Annotated in this window: 20 protein-coding genes; 13 read left to right on the top strand and 7 right to left on the bottom strand. The window is 46.0% G+C overall.

Annotated elements, in window-relative coordinates; all coding sequences use genetic code 11:
* The 12 genes from NSB25_RS10395 (at position 1) to NSB25_RS10340 (ending at position 11,538) form a co-directional block, all read left to right on the top strand.
* Complete coding sequence (locus tag NSB25_RS10395; RefSeq protein ID WP_103239413.1) at positions 1–777, top strand: YlmH/Sll1252 family protein; 777 nt, start codon at positions 1–3, stop codon at positions 775–777.
* A gap of 75 nt (positions 778–852) precedes the next feature.
* Complete coding sequence (locus tag NSB25_RS10390; RefSeq protein WP_103239414.1) at positions 853–1,827, top strand: putative ABC transporter permease; 975 nt, start codon at positions 853–855, stop codon at positions 1,825–1,827.
* Between the two features lie 321 nt (positions 1,828–2,148).
* Positions 2,149–2,841, top strand: a complete 693-nt coding sequence (locus tag NSB25_RS10385) for a response regulator transcription factor (RefSeq protein WP_103239415.1) — start codon at positions 2,149–2,151, stop codon at positions 2,839–2,841.
* 137 nt (positions 2,842–2,978) lie between these two features.
* A complete protein-coding gene (locus tag NSB25_RS10380) occupies positions 2,979–5,075 on the top strand; it encodes a sensor histidine kinase (protein WP_103239416.1) in 2,097 nt (698 codons plus the stop codon).
* A gap of 322 nt (positions 5,076–5,397) precedes the next feature.
* Positions 5,398–5,640, top strand: a complete 243-nt coding sequence (locus tag NSB25_RS10375; RefSeq protein ID WP_103239417.1) for a hypothetical protein — start codon at positions 5,398–5,400, stop codon at positions 5,638–5,640.
* 3 nt (positions 5,641–5,643) lie between these two features.
* Complete coding sequence (locus NSB25_RS10370) at positions 5,644–5,784, top strand: hypothetical protein (RefSeq protein ID WP_172455055.1); 141 nt, start codon at positions 5,644–5,646, stop codon at positions 5,782–5,784.
* 48 nt (positions 5,785–5,832) lie between these two features.
* Positions 5,833–7,044: an RNA polymerase sigma factor gene (locus tag NSB25_RS10365; RefSeq protein WP_103239418.1), complete on the top strand. Its 1,212-nt coding sequence runs from the start codon at positions 5,833–5,835 to the stop codon at positions 7,042–7,044.
* A 40-nt stretch (positions 7,045–7,084) separates the two neighbouring features.
* On the top strand, positions 7,085–7,312 hold the full coding sequence (locus NSB25_RS10360) for a hypothetical protein (RefSeq protein ID WP_103239419.1): 228 nt from the start codon (positions 7,085–7,087) through the stop codon (positions 7,310–7,312).
* Between the two features lie 64 nt (positions 7,313–7,376).
* Positions 7,377–8,924 (top strand): hypothetical protein, encoded by a 1,548-nt coding sequence (locus NSB25_RS10355; protein ID WP_103239420.1) that lies wholly within the window; start codon positions 7,377–7,379, stop codon positions 8,922–8,924.
* Positions 8,925–8,961: 37 nt separating this feature from the next.
* Positions 8,962–9,783 (top strand): hypothetical protein, encoded by an 822-nt coding sequence (locus tag NSB25_RS10350; RefSeq protein WP_103239421.1) that lies wholly within the window; start codon positions 8,962–8,964, stop codon positions 9,781–9,783.
* A gap of 35 nt (positions 9,784–9,818) precedes the next feature.
* Positions 9,819–10,556 (top strand): hypothetical protein, encoded by a 738-nt coding sequence (locus NSB25_RS10345; RefSeq protein ID WP_103239422.1) that lies wholly within the window; start codon positions 9,819–9,821, stop codon positions 10,554–10,556.
* Positions 10,557–10,674: 118 nt separating this feature from the next.
* Positions 10,675–11,538, top strand: coding sequence for a DUF362 domain-containing protein (locus NSB25_RS10340; protein WP_103239423.1), 864 nt, complete (start codon positions 10,675–10,677; stop codon positions 11,536–11,538).
* Positions 11,539–11,640: 102 nt separating this feature from the next.
* Here NSB25_RS10340 and NSB25_RS10335 read toward each other — a convergent pair whose 3' ends face one another.
* The 4 genes from NSB25_RS10335 to NSB25_RS10320 all read right to left on the bottom strand — a co-directional run bounded on the left by NSB25_RS10335 (position 11,641) and on the right by NSB25_RS10320 (position 14,898).
* Positions 11,641–12,081, bottom strand: a complete 441-nt coding sequence (locus NSB25_RS10335; protein ID WP_103239424.1) for an aspartate carbamoyltransferase regulatory subunit — start codon at positions 12,079–12,081, stop codon at positions 11,641–11,643.
* A gap of 142 nt (positions 12,082–12,223) precedes the next feature.
* Complete coding sequence (pyrB, locus tag NSB25_RS10330; RefSeq protein WP_103239425.1) at positions 12,224–13,138, bottom strand: aspartate carbamoyltransferase; 915 nt, start codon at positions 13,136–13,138, stop codon at positions 12,224–12,226.
* Between the two features lie 111 nt (positions 13,139–13,249).
* Complete coding sequence (locus NSB25_RS10325; protein ID WP_103239426.1) at positions 13,250–13,789, bottom strand: nitroreductase family protein; 540 nt, start codon at positions 13,787–13,789, stop codon at positions 13,250–13,252.
* Between the two features lie 416 nt (positions 13,790–14,205).
* Positions 14,206–14,898 carry a YjjG family noncanonical pyrimidine nucleotidase gene (locus tag NSB25_RS10320; protein ID WP_103239514.1) on the bottom strand — a complete coding sequence of 231 codons (693 nt, stop codon included), beginning with the start codon at positions 14,896–14,898 and terminating at the stop codon, positions 14,206–14,208.
* 189 nt (positions 14,899–15,087) lie between these two features.
* On the opposite strand from NSB25_RS10320, the gene NSB25_RS10315 reads away from it, so the two are divergent.
* Positions 15,088–15,582 (top strand): GNAT family N-acetyltransferase, encoded by a 495-nt coding sequence (locus NSB25_RS10315; protein WP_103239427.1) that lies wholly within the window; start codon positions 15,088–15,090, stop codon positions 15,580–15,582.
* Between the two features lie 151 nt (positions 15,583–15,733).
* Here NSB25_RS10315 and NSB25_RS10310 read toward each other — a convergent pair whose 3' ends face one another.
* From NSB25_RS10310 to NSB25_RS10300, 3 genes are read right to left on the bottom strand one after another with little or no spacing between them, the layout of a single operon-like run.
* Positions 15,734–16,162 carry an RrF2 family transcriptional regulator gene (locus tag NSB25_RS10310; protein ID WP_103239428.1) on the bottom strand — a complete coding sequence of 143 codons (429 nt, stop codon included), beginning with the start codon at positions 16,160–16,162 and terminating at the stop codon, positions 15,734–15,736.
* Positions 16,159–16,542, bottom strand: a complete 384-nt coding sequence (gene nifU / locus NSB25_RS10305) for a Fe-S cluster assembly scaffold protein NifU (RefSeq protein ID WP_103239429.1) — start codon at positions 16,540–16,542, stop codon at positions 16,159–16,161. The genes NSB25_RS10310 and nifU overlap by 4 nt, the downstream gene beginning before the upstream one ends.
* Positions 16,543–16,552: 10 nt before the next feature.
* Complete coding sequence (locus NSB25_RS10300) at positions 16,553–17,743, bottom strand: cysteine desulfurase family protein (RefSeq protein WP_103239430.1); 1,191 nt, start codon at positions 17,741–17,743, stop codon at positions 16,553–16,555.
* Between the last annotated feature and the right edge of the window lie 20 nt (positions 17,744–17,763).

The raw sequence follows: 17,763 nt of genomic DNA, 5'->3' as shown, positions 1-17,763 counted from the left end.
ATGGATAAAAGTCATTCAAATGAGAAAGAAATACAACAGCTGAAAAACCGGCTGCATGATCTGGCGGACAAGTCTTATCAGCAGAGCTGCTATACATTCACCGGATTCCTGGGGCTGAGCGAGCAGGATGTGTTCTGGCGGGAAGAGCCCGGACTGCGGTATGCCGGTTACTGCCTGAACGGTGGTTTTGAGACTGCGGAGAGGGTGATGATTCGATTTGGCAATGCCGGAGAACTGGGATATGAAGTGGAATTTCCTCTGGTATGTATTCAGATTCAGCCGCTTGCGATGAAGTTCGCGGAGGAACTTTCCCACAGGGACTTTCTGGGAGCACTGATGAATCTGGGAATTGAGAGGAGTACCATCGGTGACATAAAGGCAGGTGAGAAACGGGCCTGCCTTTTTTGTCTGGATACCATTGCTGATTTTATCTGTGGGAATCTGGACCAGGTGAAGCATACCAGGGTAAAATGCACTGTGGCAGAGAATGTGATGGATATCCCACAGGAAGAGCCGGAGACCATATGTGTACAGGTGCCGTCCCTGCGGGTGGATGCGGTGATGGCAAAAGTCTGCAATCTGTCCAGAGACAGGAGCCTGGACTTGTTCCGGGCCGGAAAAGTATATGTGAACGGGCGGCTCTGTGAGAACAATTCCCGACAGCTGAAGTGCGGGGAGACGGTAAATGCCAGAGGATACGGGAAATTTATCCTGATCGGTGAGCCCAGAGAGACAAGAAAAGGGAAACTGGCCATGGATGTGGCTGTTTACAGATAAGAGAAGATGGGATGAAAGCGGCGGAACCATTAACGGAGATTTCTGCCGGAAGAGTCAGAACAGTGAGGCGTATTTATGGAATCATATTCAGTACTTCAATGGATGTTTTTCTTCTATTTTTATTGTTTTGCAGGATGGTGTATTGAATCTGCATATGTTTCTGTAAAAGAGAGAAAACTTACCAACAGGGGCTTTATGCGGGGACCTTTTCTGCCACTTTATGGGAGCGGCGCTGTTATGATGCTGGTGGTGTCCATGCCTTTTCGGGAGAATCTTATCATGACTTATGTGGCCGGATGCATTGGAGCCACCGTCCTGGAATATGTCACCGGCGTGACTATGGAGGCGCTGTTCAAGGTGCGCTATTGGGATTACTCCAATCAGAAGTTCAATTTTCAGGGGCATGTGTGTCTCGGCACCACACTGGCATGGGGGCTTCTGACGATTCTGATGACAAAGGTGGTTCACATTCCTGTGGAACAGCTGGTTTTCTCGATACCTGATCGGGCATTAAAGGTGTCCACATACATTCTGACGATTTATATTGTTGCGGATTTCTCGCTTTCTTTTAAAGCTGCCATTGATCTGCGGAATATTCTTGTGAAAATGGAGCAGGTGAAAGAGGAGATGGTGCATATTCAGAAGCGTCTGAATGACATTTTTGCCCAGGTAAACCATGGAATGGAGAACTACAGGACGGCTTTCTCAGAAAGTGTAAGTGCGGCCAGGGAAGAACTGACAGAGGGTATGGCGGTACGCTTCGAAGATGTGAAATCAGGCGTGGAAGCCAGACTGGAGACGCTTAAGAATATGCTGCTGACAAAACCGACGGAATATGTGGAAAGTGTAAAAGAAGAATTTCTGGAATTGAAAACAAGGTATGCCGTTAACCTGGCGGACAGAAACCGGCTGGGCAGGATAAAGGACTTTTTCCAGAGGGATATGATTCGTTCCAATCCCGGAATGACTTCTGTAGAATTCAGCGAATCTCTGGAAGAGCTGAAGAAAAAAGCTGCGGAGAAGAAAGAGAAAAAGAAGGAAGAGGATTAAATCTACTTTCCTGTCATTGAAAGTAATATGAACACAGCACCCGGCTTTGGCTGAAGGGGTGCTGTTTTTGCATCCTGAGCAGGTGTGAACTTTATGAGGGGAATGTTAATTAATTCTTAAATAATTGCCCTGTTTTTTATTAAAAAATAATCTGATACAATATCTGTACCGACTGAAGAGATATCCGGATGACTATAAGTGTCTGAACAGTGCACAGATCTTTTTGGCAGGTATGTAGTAAGACCGGAATGGAATCCGTATGTGTAACAGTGAGAAGGACATGTATGAGAGAACTGGAATGAGGAGGGAATATCAGCTGATATGTACAACATTCTGATTTGTGACGATGAGAGGGATATTGTCAATGCCCTGAAGATTTATCTGAATGATGCCGATTATAATCTGTTTGAAGCTTTTAACGGGAAAGAAGCGCTGGGGATTGTGGAGAAGCAGGATATCCATCTGGTACTGATGGACATAATGATGCCGGAGATGGACGGTATTGAGGCCATGGTGAAAGTCAGGGAGAGAAGCAATGTGCCGGTGATTCTGCTGACGGCCAAATCAGAAGATTCTGATAAGATTCTGGGGCTTACCATAGGGGCGGACGATTATATTACAAAGCCTTTCAATCCGGTGGAGGTATCTGCGAGAGTGAAGTCTCAGCTGCGCAGATATATGCAGCTGGGAGCGGGAAATGTGAAACCGGATGTGCTCAGATGCGGCGGAATTGAACTGGATGATGTCAGAAAAAAGGTGCTTCTGGACGGGGAGGAGGTATTTCTGACCCCCACGGAATATGAGATTTTAAAATTGTTGATGCAGCATCCGGGACAGGTCTTTTCCCCTAAGGAGATCTATGAGAGAATATGGAATGATCCGGCCTATGGCAGTGAAAATACAGTGGCGGTACATATCAGACATATCCGGGAAAAAGTAGAGATTAACCCGGCAGAACCCCGGTATCTGAAAGTGGTATGGGGGCAGGGATATAAATGTGAGGCTGTGGGCTGAATGTTTTCGGAAGGAAAGCGACAAAACGAAAAATACAGAGAAAATGGTGCAAAACAGAATATCCAAAACTGAGATACCGGAACAGAAGGAACAAATAAATAAGAAATAAGTGCAATGAAAATAAGAAGAGGACAATTATGAGTGACAGATTACAGCAGGAAGCAATGGTAACAGAAGAAAGACAGCAGGAAAGTACGGAAAAAGAAGAAAGCATCCCGCGCAGATCCAGGAACAGGAAGTACCGCCTGACAGGTTCTCTGCCGGCGAAAATCATTGCCTTTTTCCTGCTGGCAGGAAGCTGCCTGGCAGGGCTTTTATTTACAGGTTTTTGCATATATATCGGGATAAACGGATATTACACAGAGGGCAGGAATGCGGCAATCACTGATGCTATGCGAAAAGAATGCATGGATACGCTCTATGAGTTTGCGTCTCTGGTGGACTGGGGGGATATTGAGGAGGCCAGGAAGTTATGTGAAAATAAAAATATTGACATTCAGCTGATCTGGATTGATGAAAGGGGAAGAGACAATGTTCTCCTGGATACAGGGGAGGGACGGGATGGGACAGTCATTATGGATCTGCATCAGCCCTTTAGAGGAGAAAGTGGAGAAGTGAGTGTGAACAGGCATACAATGAAGGAGGATCAGCAGTATCTGTATCGTGCCTTCATAGATATGGATTTTCCCTGTGACGACAATTTTCGGAGAAGTGCAGAGGAGGCCATCCGGCTGTATGAGCTCAGATATGGTGCTGCGGGGCTGGCTGTGGGAAGTATATTGTTTTGCATTATCTGTTTTATATTCCTGCTGTGCAGTGCGGGACACCGAAGTGGTCAGAATGACATTGTGCCGGGGGTATTGACGGGAATTCCACTGGATGTACTGACAGTGATATTTTTCTGCGGCGCAATGTTTTTTACCTATATTTTATTTAATTTTATATCTTTTATGGATGATCTGTCGCAGGTTGTCACACTGGCTGTGGGAGGGACCATACTTCTGGTCTGTATGACTTTCTATTTCATGGACTTTGCACTGAGAGTGAAAAGGGGCAGATGCTGGCGCTCCAGTCTGATATTTAAGATACTGCGGGGAATCTGGCGGGGAGGTGGTTTCCTGATCGGGAGAATCCCTCTGGTCATTACCACGGTGATGGTCTATTTCGGAATCTGCATCCTGGAGCTTGTGGGGGTGACCCTGTTTGTCAGAGCGGAGGCGGGGGTGCTGTTGTGGGCGTTGGAAAAAGTGATTTTGCTGTTCCTCATTCTGTATATTGCAGTGACCTGTAAAAAGCTGCTGAATGCAAGCAGGGCACTGGCGGAAGGGCGCGGGGACTATGAAGTGAATACTGCTGGAATGTTCGGCGAGTTTAAGGAGCACGGAGAGAATCTGAACGGCCTGGGGCAGGGTATTGCCAGAGCGGTAGCTGAGAAAATAAAGAGCGAGCATCTCAAAACGGAGCTGATTTCCAATGTGTCTCATGATCTCAAGACACCGCTGACTTCCATTATTAATTATACGGATTTGATTTATGAGGAGACGGCCAGGGCAGGGAAACAGGTTTCCGATGAAAACAGTGATGCTGCCTGTGCAGCAATGGATAATTGCCGGCCGGAAGAAGTTGACAGAGCGAAAATAGCGGAATATGCGGAGGTGCTGCTCCGTCAATCCAGGCGGCTGAAGAAGCTGATGGAGGATTTGATGGAGGCAGCCAAAGCTACCACAGGCAATCTGGAGGTAAATCCGGAAAGCTGCGAGGTGGGGGTGCTGCTTTCTCAGGCAGTGGGAGAATATCAGCAGAGGATGGAGGAAAAAGAGCTGGAGCTGATTACCAGGCAGCCTGAAGAACCGGTGAAGATTATGGCGGACGGCAGGCACCTGTGGAGAGTGTTTGATAATCTGCTGAATAATATCTGCAAATACGCACAGGAAAAATCCAGAGTTTATCTGAGTGTGGAAGAAAAGGAAGGCAGGGTATTGATTATTTTCCGAAATATGTCCAAATATGCGCTGAATCTTCCGGCGGATGAATTGGAAGAAAGGTTCGTGCGGGGGGATAAGTCCCGCCATATGGAAGGAAACGGATTGGGATTGTCCATTGCCAAAAGTCTGGTGGAGCTGCAGAAGGGACAGATGGAGATCCTGGTTGACGGAGATCTGTTCAAAGTGACGGTGAGCTTTCCCTGTGATTCCGGACTTTGGTATCTCCAGGCACACCCCAATAGCCTGTGAGGGCAATCTGGGATAGCCCCTGAAAGAGAATAGAGTAAGTTCAAGTGACCTTGTAGAGAGGAAGCATCCTTTCTATAAGGTCATTTTTTTCATGACAATAGATTTTTTGTGAAGCAGGAATTCTGTTTCATTACATGTTGTGCAGGCAATTTATTGCTTATATTTTCCTTGCACCTGATGGGATGATACGTTATAATCTGTAGGGGCAAAAAATTGAACATAATCTATTAAATGTGATATTAAGTGAAACCTTTCAGAGAGCCAGGCACTCCCTTATACAGGTAACCATAACAGGGATTTCCGAAAGGAGAGAAGCGAAGGAGTGGAGATATTCGGAATTGTACAGGGAGAACCGACACTGATTGGGAATTGTTGTGTGTTCTCCATGGAGGGAAAAGACGGGCTGTATCTGATCTTGTCTACTGACAGGCAGGCGGTAAAGGACCATATTTTTATAGGAAGGGGACAGGAGGTACAAGTGACAGGCAGTATTTTGGAACAGGATAATTTTAAGGGGGTTGTTATTACAGAAAGGGCAAAAATTGAATTAAGAAAAATATTGTAAAAAGTGAAACTTTTTTGGAAAAGTGAATCTCTCTTATATAACATGATAGAAAAAGCGAAAATTTCAGGAGGGCAAAATGAAAAGAATAAAAAAGAAATTCCTGTAAAAGCTGAAGGAAGTGAAACCGATAGAACAGGGGATTAAATTTAAAGAAGAAATAGAAAAACAGAATACTTATGAAGGAGCGGATTTATGGAACCAACAGCGGAATTAAGGCAGGCAGTGAGAAAATACAGGGAAGGAAAGGGAGAGGCTTTTAACCAGATCTATGAGGAATCGAGTAAATACATATATACCTGTATCTATAAAGTTATGAGCGGCAATGACAATGTGCAGGATGCGGTCTGTGATATCATGCAGGATACTTATGTGGAAATCAGTAAGAACATTGCACAGCTGGACAATGAAAACAGGTTCCTTTCATGGGCTGGGACCATTGCCACCAGAAAATGCTATGCATGGCTGAAAAAGAATAAGAAGTATGTGCTTTTGCACGAAGAAGATGATACTTTTGAAAATCTTACAGATAATGACAGCATCATTCCGGAAGATATCATGCAGGACAGGGAGAAGCAGAGGCTTGTCAGGGAGATCATTGACACCCAGCTCACAGAAATGCAGAAACTTTGTATCATAGCATTTTATTACAATGAACAGAAACAATCAGAGATAGCACAGGAGCTGGGAATCCCGGAGAATACCGTCAAGACAAACCTGTCAAGGGCAAGGGCAAAAATTAAGGAAAATGTGCTTGCACTGGAAAAGAAACAGGGTACAAAGCTTTACAGTGCTGCACCGCTTCTGCTTCTGCTTTTCAAAGAGGATGTGCTTGCATGTACTGTTCCGACAGGAGTTACCGAAAGTGTGCTTGCATCTGGTTCATCGGCAACGGGCATCGGAAGAATCATCAGGAAGCTTACAAAGGCCTCCGTGAAGACAAAAATGATGGCTTCCATATTGGCAGTTGGCATCATCGGTGGAACAGTGCTTTTGTGGAATGGGAAGCAGGAGAGGGACGATGCTGTGCCAGAACAGGTCCGGCAGCTTCAGGGAAATGAAACTGTCCAAAATGCAGATGCAATAGATATGGGCAGTTCCCAGGATACTGCTGAATCAAATGATTTTGAAAGTGGAGGATTACAAGAGGAAATCAGCTGGCAGAGTATCTATACAGAATACCTGTTGGGGCTGGATCATAGTGTATATGAAGGCTTTGAACTGCATGATCTGGATGCGGATGGGGTTCCCGAAATCCTGTTAAAAAGCACGGAAGAGAACCATACAATTGAAATATATTATTTCCATTATTTTACGAAAGAAGTAAAGCCATTCCCATCATATAGATATGGCCTTGGCCCTGCTGTGGGATATGGGAGTACACCAACGGAATTTATATATATCTGATAAGGATGATTATTATCAGCCCTACAATCCTGGTGATGGATTGGCTTACAGAATGGTAGATTTTGAGATCGTGGAAATGGTTCGGGTGATAACAGACAGCTTTGGAGAAGGCGTGTCCGCAGAAATTGAAGCAAATAATTCAATAACGGAGCTCACCTATGAACAGGGCCTGCAGAGGGTGGAAGAACTGGAGGCAATCTATCAGCCCATTGATTACAAGCCGCTGGATGAACAGACAATAGCGGATGCGATGAGTATATATTTATAATTGGAGCCGCGTTGAAAAACTGATTGTAAAAATAGAATGTGTAAATGGAGAAAAGGTGAAGACAATGAAAAAGAAGATCATACCTGGTTTGCTGATGGCAATATTGGCGGCATCCATTGCAGGATGTGGAAAGGGGAATATAGAATCCCGGCAGGAAACGGCGCGGGAAAGTGCCCCGATGGAGGAGACGGCAGAGGAACCGGTATCGGAAGAAAAGAATGACCCCACAGGGATACTCACTTTGTCAGAAAAAGAACAAAAAGACATTGAAACGCTGGCTGGCATGCTCTCCCTCAACAGCTATTTCTTTGGTGGCGATGCATATGGCAGCAGTTATCCCACGGATGACGTATCAATGAATATGAAGCTGATCGATGTGATTGGAAATATGGGTTTGACAGACAAGTCCTATACAGAGTATCTGCCGCCCACAGAGACAGATGATGCTACCCTGATCAGATATTGCAGGGAGGAGGATGTGCAAAGTTATCTGAAAAATGTGTTTGGCATGGAAAATGCAGATGTATCAGCATTTTGTGAAGGCGACAGGGTGGTGTTTGACATGGTGGGTGACTTCGTGCTGGAGGATACATATATTGACGGAGCAGAGGTAATGTCAGATGGCACATATAAGATAAGGGGTACTTTTTTCCTCTGGGTAGCAGAGGGTATCATGGAGACAGGTTGTCCTTATGAGCTTACAGCCATAAAAAATGATGACAGCCCCTTTGGATTCCAGATGATTTCCATGGAGTTCGGTGAGGCAATACCAGGGGATTATGCATGGATGGAACAGGCAGATGAAGATGGTCCGTTAAGTGATATACTGCTGAATTCAGCAGGAAACAGCGCATATTATCCCCGGGGGATGGAATATGAACATCTGATTTTTGCACTGCTGGATATTGACCAGGATGGGGAAGATGAGATTTTATTAGGGAGCGCCAGTGATATAAGTCCTTATGGGGGAGCAAAGTGGATCACCATATTCAATATCCTGAAATATGACAGAAACACAGGAGAAGTATCAGATTTCGACGGAGATAAAATTTACGAACCGCTGGATGCAAATTCATGGCATTATTATGACACAGGAATACTGATGACAATGGTTGAAGCAGGGCAGGGGCATACAAATTTCTGGAACCTCCGCACAGGGGAATTTACGGATGCGGCCTTACAGGTTTCCGAAGATCCAGATGGAAGCCCGGACAGCGAAGGTCACAGTAAGATATATAATGTTGACGGAAGGGATATAACAGGAACAGAAGCGGATCAGTATTATCAATCCCTGAAATCAGGCAATGAAATTCCTATCGTCTGGTGTGAGATTAATCAGGGTAATGTAGATGCGATTATGACAGGCGGCAATGCCATACCTGTGTATATTCCGAAACCATATGGAAGATATACTGCAAACAGAGGAGCTAAGCTGGAATTTTTTAATGATGATACAGTACTTGTCTCCGAAGGAAATTCAAGTAAAAAGTGTGCGTTTACTATTGATGGTTATGGAAATCTCGTTATTGATCCTGAAGGGGAAGCCGTAGAGGGAAGCTATGATGTACAGGCTGACGAGATAAGGATTTATGAACTGAAATTCAGGAGATAAGGCAGATAAGATGTCGGAGTGGAAAGGAAGTAGAAAAATGGGAAAGAAAACAGTGGTGACATTATTGACATGGATGTTTGCAGCATCGTTGCTTACAGGGTGTGGAGAGAAGACAGATATAACAAATCAGGAGATTCCTGAAAACAGTAGTGCTGTTGAGCATGAAGCAGATACGGATGATTCCCCTGCTGGTGAAAGTACAGGTTCAGAGGAAGCCGGCGGAGAGGAAGAAGCAGCTTCTGATACCACAGGTACAGAGAATGAGAGCATCGTGTTGTTTGATGAAATTGCAAAGTATGGAGACTATGAAGGGCAGAAAGATAAAACCTTTGAGCCTGTAAATGATGTTCTTAAAGCTCCTGAAGATGTTCCTGTTTTTAATGGTGATGGCATTGAAGTAGGATATATCAAAACAGGTTCGACGATATCAATAACAGGATCTGCTTCAAACTTTTGGGCAAGATTTGAAAATCCTGTTGAAGGAACTGACTATGATTATCTGTATGTGATGAAGGATTATATTACAGATGGTAATTTAATTGCACTTACCACTACAGAACTTGAAGCTATGATTAAAGAGAGTCTGGGAAATCGTAATTACGATGCTCCTGTCTTCACAGAATCTACAGATGATATGGAACTGTTGGAGTTCAGAATACCGATGTATTATAATCCTGAAACTGATACACCTGTCTACTGGGTATATGATTATTACTATAAATACAGAGAAGAAATCTCAATTCTGTCTTATAAGACATATTCTGTTGTGTGTACAGAGGATACGGATGATTACATTATCTGTCAGATTTACTATAAGGATATGATTACTGATGAAGAATTCAACAGCTATGGGCATTGATATCAGTGACTGATTTTACTTTAAGGAGAATCACTATGAAAAGGAAGAATCTTTTGGCAGTTGTACTGATTGCAGTGATGATGTCTGGAGGCTGCGGGAACAAAGAAGCAGAAACAGCCACAGGCACAGATATTACAGAAAGTTCTGAGGTTGAAGTATCACAGGAGAGGGAACCTCCTATAAGTTCCGAAGAGGTGAAACAGGAAGAAATTACTGCGTCCCCTGAACCGGCTGACACTGACAGCCTGATTACAGAAGAGACTGATGATGAATTGGATTTCTTCTATCTTGATGACAACCAAAGATTTGCAGGATTTGAAGATGCTTTGGCTAACAGTAAAACAAAGGAACAGGCAAAGGCAGAACCTGTAGAGGTTCCTGTTGATGATAAACCTGCAGAGGCTCCTGTTGATGATGAACCTGCAGAAGCTCCTGTAAGCGATAAATATACACCTGAAGAGGCCATAGCAGTTTATCGCTCTTTGATGGAAGCAGGCGGTATTACCTGGGATCCCTCATTAAAGGGTAACTGGGATGAGACAATCGGGAAATATCCAATAGAAGACTGGAATCTGCATATGGATGGCTATAATGGATGTAGTTGGGGGACAGGGTGGATTTACCTTGAAAAAGGACAACCTGAATGGTGTGCAGAAACCGATTTGGAATCTTTTGCAATAGGTAATAGTGGCGGAATTTCCTGGACAAAGTATTATTTAGAAGTGACAGGTTCTGATGATGAATGTGTTAATATCACTGCATGGCATAATTAAGCGTACAGGGAAGAATCCTCTCTGCAATTCCTGCTTGTCTCCCCGGTATAAACTGTGATAAAATAAGGATATTTCCGGCAGAAATCAAAACAGCCGGAGCAAAGAAAGGTGGTTTTATATGGGAAAGGCAAAGGTATATTTTACGAAGGAGATTACCCCGGAGGCTATGATTAAAATGTACGAGGCTATGGGCGTGGAGCTGACGGGGAAAGTTGCGGTGAAGCTTCATTCCGGCGAGGTGGGGAATCAGAATTTCCTGCGTCCGGAGCTGATGAAGTCTGTAATTGACAGGGTGAAGGGTACAATTGTGGAGTGTAATACCGCATATGAAGGAAAGCGGAATACCACGGAGGCACATCAGGAGACTATGAAGCTTCATGGATGGGCAGACATTGCGGAAGTGGATATTCTGGATGCGGAAGGCGAGATTGAATATTCCATACCGGAGGGGCAGAAGATACAGAAGAATTATGTGGGAAAGAATATTGAAAAATATGATTCCATGCTGGTTCTGTCTCATTTTAAGGGGCATCCCATGGGAGGTTTTGGCGGGGCGCTGAAAAATATCTCCATTGGCCTGGCTTCCTCTCACGGTAAGGCATATATCCACGGAGTTGGAGATGTAAATAATTTCTGGAATTCTGACCATGATTCTTTCCTGGAGTCCATGGCGGATGCCAGCAAATCTATTATGGACAGGTTCGGAGACAGGATTGCATTTATAAATGTGATGAAGAATATGTCGGTGGACTGTGACTGCTGTGCTGTGGCGGAAGATCCGGCCATGGGTGATATCGGCATTCTGGCTTCGCTGGATCCGGTGGCGCTGGATCAGGCATGTCTGGATCTGGTGTATGCATCCAAGGATACGGGCAGAGATCATCTGCTGGAGAGGATTGAGTCCAGAAACGGTGTTCATACAGTGGAAGCCGCCGCGAAAATCGGCGTGGGAAGCCGGGAATATGAGCTGACGGAGATATAGGAAGTCGGAAAGTTTTGATTCCGGGTGAAAAGCAGAAGTGCAATAACGCTCACTTACACAGTGAGCGTTATTTTTTCAGAAGTCTCTGTCCGCATATTCAGATCAGTTCCATTTTGCGGAAGCCATATACTTTTCTTCACAGTATTTGCAGCGGTACACTTCTCTGTCGATATCGGCCAGACAGAAAATATGGGGGAGCTCCTGCTCGATGGAGGTAATGCATCTGGGGTTGTGGCATTTGATGACATTTTTAATCTGCTTCGGCAGTGCCAGTTCTTTTTTCTCCACGATTTCTCCGTTTTTAATCACATTGACAGTGATATTGTGGTCAATGAACGCAAGCACATCCAGGTCAAGCATGTCGATATCGCATTCTACTTTCAGAATGTCCTTTTTTTCCATTTTATTGCTTCTGGCATTTTTGATGATAGCCACGGTGCAGTCCAGTTTATCCAGCTGCAGATGTTCATAAATGTCCAGGCTGCGCCCTGCTTTAATATGATCCAGCACGAAGCCTTCTTCGATTTTTCCCACGTTCAGCATATAATTTTTTCCTTTCTACTGCAATATTTATATCTGATAGACTCAGGCCAGTACAATTGCCATGTATCCAACCCGCCTGCTCCTGCGGTTCCTTTCCCTTCCTGCCAGCTGGGTGAAGGATGCATGAGAATAAGCCAACAGCTTAGGGTACAAGCTCCAGCAGCGTCAGAATCAAGGCCATACGGACGTACACGCCATATTTTGCCTGCTTAAAATAGACCGCTCTGGGGTCGGAATCCACTTCCACCGATATCTCGTTGACTCTGGGCAGGGGATGAAGCACCAGCATGTCTTTTTTGGCAAGGAGCATTTTGTCGGCATTCAGAATATAGAAGTCTTTTAGCCGAACATAATCTTCCTCGTTGAAGAATCGCTCCTTTTGAACTCTGGTCATATACAGAAGGTCCAGCTGGGGCATCACATTTTCCAGACGGATGACCTCCTGGAAGGGAATGCCCTTTTCTTTCAGCATATCCGTGATATAGTCAGGCACCCGAAGCTCTTCGGGAGAGATGAAGACAAAACGGATATTGTCATAGCGAATCAGCGCATTAATCAGGGAGTGCACGGTTCGGCCGAATTTCAGGTCGCCGCACAGACCTATGGTGAAATCCCCCAGTCTCCCTTTCAGGCTGCGGATGGTCAGCAGGTCAGTCAAAGTCTGGGTGGGATGCTGATGTCCTCCGTCGCCGGCGTTGATGACAGGGATACCGGATTTCTCCGCCGCCACCATGGGAGCTCCTTCCTTCGGATGCCGCATGGCGCAGATATCCGCGTACCCGGAGATGACACGGATGGTGTCCGATACACTTTCCCCCTTGGAGGCGGAGGAGGAGGTTGCGTCGGCGAAGCCGATGACTCTGCCGCCCAGCCTGGTCATGGCTGATTCAAAGCTTAAGCGTGTGCGCGTGCTGGGCTCATAAAAACAGGTGGCCAGAATCCTGCCGTCGCAGATATGGGCGTATTTGCCGGGATGGCTTTCAATGTCGTTTGCCAGGTCGAAGAGCCGGTCCAGCTCTTCGGGGGTAAAATCAAGGGGACTCATCAAATGTCTCATAGTGTTCGTTTTCCTCATTTCTGCGCTGTCATTTGAAAACGGGGCTTATGTCACAGCGCGGACACAGGCACCCGAAAAAGGAGTCGAAGAGAATAACTCTTCGACTCCTGCTTATGACTGATAAGATAATAATTCTTCCACTGCTTTTCTTCTGGGAGCCACGGGGGATTCGTCAGGATATCCAATGGGAATCAGAGCCACCAGCTCCCTGTCTTCCGGGAGTTCCAGCAGCTTTGAGGCGTCTTCTTCGTCGAACAGGCCCATGATAACGGTGCCAAGTCCCTGCTCATACGCGGCGAGACAAAATGCTTCACCCGCTGCGCCGGCGTCATACATCTGCCATCTGTCTCCTTTGGGAGTGGAAAAAGAACCGTCCCTCTCATAACCGCTGCGGCCTCTGATCATGGTGACGGCGATTACCATGGGAGCATTTTCCATAATTTTCCCATTGCCCGGATAGAGAGAGGTACATTTTGCCAGCGTGGCTTTCTTCTCCCCTTCCACTGCAATGTAGCGAACAATCTGCGTATGCTTCCAGCTGGGAGCATAGGAAGCCGTCTCCACAATCTGCGCAAGCAGTTCATGAGAAACCGGCTGGTTCGTAAATTTACGAATACTTCTGCGGCCTTTGATACATTCGTTTGCTGTCATCAGTGAACCTCCTTATTGTAGTTCCGCAGTCACCTGCAAGGACACAAAGCCCATTGATTCATTTCCGTCTGCAAAAGGTATGCATCCGTAACTGAATCAGTGTCCTTGCAGGAGACTGCTGATTATAGTTCCGCAGCCACCTGCAAGGACACAAAGCCCATTGATTCATTTCCGTCTGCAAAGAGTATGCATCCGTAATTGAATCAGTGTCCTTGGAGGAGGCTGCTTATTTTAGTTCCGCAGTCACCTGCAAGGACACAAAGCCCATTGATTCATTTCCGTCTGCAAAGGGTATGCAACCGTAATTGAATCAGTGTCCTTGCAGGAGACTGCTGATTTTAGTCCCGCAACATCCTGTTAGTATGATACCATGTTCCGGGGCGAGTTGCAATGATAATTTCAGATTGGTCTGTTCTTCAGAATAGAAGTTCCGGAATCTCCTGCAGGCTGCGAATCTCATAATCAACTCCTGCGTCCGTATCGTTACTCAGTCCTGCGGGATTGTACCAGCAGGTTCTGATACCGGCGCGATTGCCTCCTGTGATATCGCTGGTGAGAGAATCGCCTACAATGAGAACTTTACCTTTATCCACTGAGCCAATTGCCTGGAAGACACAGTCGAAGAATTCGGCTGCCGGCTTTTCATAGCCCACTTCCTCGGACAGAAAGACGCCGTCCATCAGCCGGTCAAAGCCGGAAAGACGAAGCTTTTTGGTCTGGGCAATTATGGTTCCGTTGGATACTGCATATTGTCTGATTTTGCCGCGCAATGAGGCCACCAGTTCTTTGCTGTTATCACGAAAGACGATGGTGTCGCCCAGGCGGAGCTGATAGGCTTCGTTGAACGAGGCTCCCAGAGAGGGATCCAGGCCTTCGCCCTGGAAGAAGTCCTCGAAACGCCCTTTTAGAATCTGCGGTTTGGTCAGCTCGCCCAGCTCCAGCCGTTTCCAGTATTGTTGATTGATTGCAGAGTAGCGCGCCAGCATTTCGTCGGTACATTCGCCCAGGCCGAATTCTGTAAAAAGGGACCTGACCGCGGCTTTCTCCGCTGCCGCGAAATCCAGCAGTGTCCCGTCTATATCCCACAGAAGTACTTCAAATTGATTCATCTTGTGCTCTCCATTGTTCATTTCTGAACGGACATATCATATAGTTTTCCTGCTCGCATTTTATCACAGATATGGGGTTTATTCCATCATTTTTTGGGAAGACGATAACAATAAGGTTTTTTATCAAGAGGAACTTTTTTGAGAGTATAATTTTCCGCAGTACAAACCGATAAATCTTATATATGGAGGATGAAACTCATGAAGATTAGAAGAGCAGCAGGGGATGAGTTGTTGGAATTGTGGGGATATGAGAATATTCACACCGCTTCTGCTAATGCAAAATTTTTTTGCGATAACATAACAAGAGGGAATACCGAATTCTGGACGCTCGACTATGATGGCGAACTGATTGGAGAGTTGTATGCTTTCTATGACCTTGAGGACAAAGATTTTGCAGATGGCAAAAAAACGGCATATCTTTGTGCATTTAGAGTCAGAACAGATTTCCGTGGTCAGGGATTGGGGACAAAGTTGATCTGCCATGTGATTGAGCACATAAAGGATTTGGGATATCAAAGGATATCTATTGGTGTTGACACCACAGATATGGCGAATATTCGTTTATATGAGCGGCTTGGTTTTACAATAAAGGTAAAGGAGTGTACAGAGGATCCCTGTGACAGAGACGAAAATATGCAGCCGAGATCATGTCCTTGCTTTTGGCTGTTATATAAAGAGGTCTAAAGCTCCATATTCACAGGTTTCATCGCATTCCGCAACAAAAAGGTTTTCTCCAAAACTGCCTGTTCGTATACTTCCAGGGGCAATACCGTTTCACTGTATGATATCAGGAACTGACGCATAGGTACCAGCGAATAGGGATGGTATTCCACAGTCAGGAATTCGTATGATTCGATTCCAAAGATTTCACGAAATCCGACAATAAGATTCCGTCAAAGTACGCATTGGTCAGTCTGTGGAATTCCGACCACATGGGCAGTGTCTTACAGTCGGCGGCACGCTCACAGGCATCCGCATCACAGCCCAGACAGGCCACCGGCGCCAGATCTCCTTCCGTAAGGCGCAGGATATCTCCCACGCGGTATCGGCCCGGATCCGCTGTCAGCCGGTAACCGCCGCCCCTTCCCTGAACTCCTTCAATCAGCTTATTCCTGGTCAGGACAGGAAGGATTCGTTCCAGATATTTCAGAGAGATATTTTGTCTCTCGGCTACTTCTTTCATGGGAACATAGCCCTTCCCGAAGTTTTCCGCCAGATCGATCATGACCCGAAGGGCATATCTTCCCTTTGTGGAAATCATCATAGTTTCATCCCCTTTTTCTCATAATAATCCTGCAGCGCTTTCTTAATTGCTTCCTCCGCCAGCACGGAACAATGAAGCTTGTGGGCGGGGAGTCCGTCCAATGCCTGAGCTACTGCCTGATTGGTAAGGGTAAGCGCTTCTGAGACAGGCTTTCCCTTAATCAGCTCGGTGGCCATAGAGCTTGACGCTATGGCGGAGCCGCACCCGAAAGTCTCAAACTTTGCATCTGTAATGATGTCATTCTCAATCTTCAGATAGATTTTCATGATGTCGCCGCATCTGGCATTTCCCACTTCGCCGATACCGTCGGCATTTTCAATAACACCTGCATTTCTGGGATTACGGAAGTGATCCATCACTTTTTCGCTGTATAAAGCCATAATAAAAACCTCACCTAAGTATAAATTCTTTTTTTCCGCTGACAAGATCCCGCCAGACAGGAGAAATGCCGCGCAGATATTCTACGGCTTCTGTTACCGATTTTACAGTGTACAGAATTTGTTCTTCTGTAGTATCCTCCGAAAGTGTAAGACGAAGAGAACCATGGGCAATATCGTGTATTCTGCCGAGTGCGAGAAGAACATGACTGGGTTCAAGGGAGCCGGAAGTACAGGCGGAACCGGAGGAAGCGCAGATTCCTCTGTCGTCGAGAAGCAGCAAAAGGGATTCTCCTTCGATGCCTTCAAAACAGAAGTTCACATTACCGGGGAGACGGTTTGTCGCATCACCGTTGAGAATCGAATGGGGAATATGCGAAAGCCCGTCAATAAGTTTATCACGCAGCAAACACATCCGTTTTGCAGCGTCCTCCATCCGGGAGCAGGATTCACAGAGCGCTGCGGCCATTCCCATAATGGCAGGAATATTCTCGGTGCCTGCCCGTCTGCCCTGTTCCTGGGCGCCGCCTTCAATCAGAGTTGTCAGAGGAATCCCTTTCCTGGCATAAAGAATGCCGATTCCTTTCGGACCGTGGAATTTATGGGCCGAAAGGGAAAGCATGTCAATATTCTGTTCGTTCACATTGATGTGCAGATGCCCTGCCGCCTGGACTCCATCCGTATGGAAAAGGACATTTCCGGCGCGGCATATCTTACCGATTTCCGCTATCGGCTGAATGGTTCCGATTTCATTGTTGGCAAACATTACGGTGACAAGGCAGGTGTCGTCACGAAGTGCGGTTTTTACTTGTTCCGGGGCAATGATACCGTTTTCATGAACGTCCAGAAGCGTAATTTCAAATCCTTCTTTTTCCAGTCTGTTCAGGGTATGCAGGACTGCATGGTGCTCAAAGGCCGTGGAAATAATGTGCCTTTTTCCCTTTCGTTCTCCTATTCGCGCTGCGGACAGGATTGCCTGATTATCCGATTCGCTTCCGCCGGAGGTAAAAGTGATTTCCTCAGGGGAAGCGCCGATGCAGGCGGAAATCTGCCGCCTTGCCTCTGCCAGCGCTTCGGCGGCTGCCTGCCCGGCAGAATGCAGACTGGAAGGGTTCCCGTAGACGGTGTCCATATAGGGATACATGGCATCTATTGCTGTTTTGCTCATTTTTGTGGTGGCTGCATTATCCAGATAAATTTTCATTATTTTCTATGTATCCTTTT

It is taken from the genome of Acetatifactor muris, assembly GCF_024623325.1.
GTDB lineage: Bacteria > Bacillota > Clostridia > Lachnospirales > Lachnospiraceae > Acetatifactor > Acetatifactor muris.
Note: the sequence above shows the minus strand (reverse complement) of the source record. Positions and strands in the feature narration are given on the sequence as shown.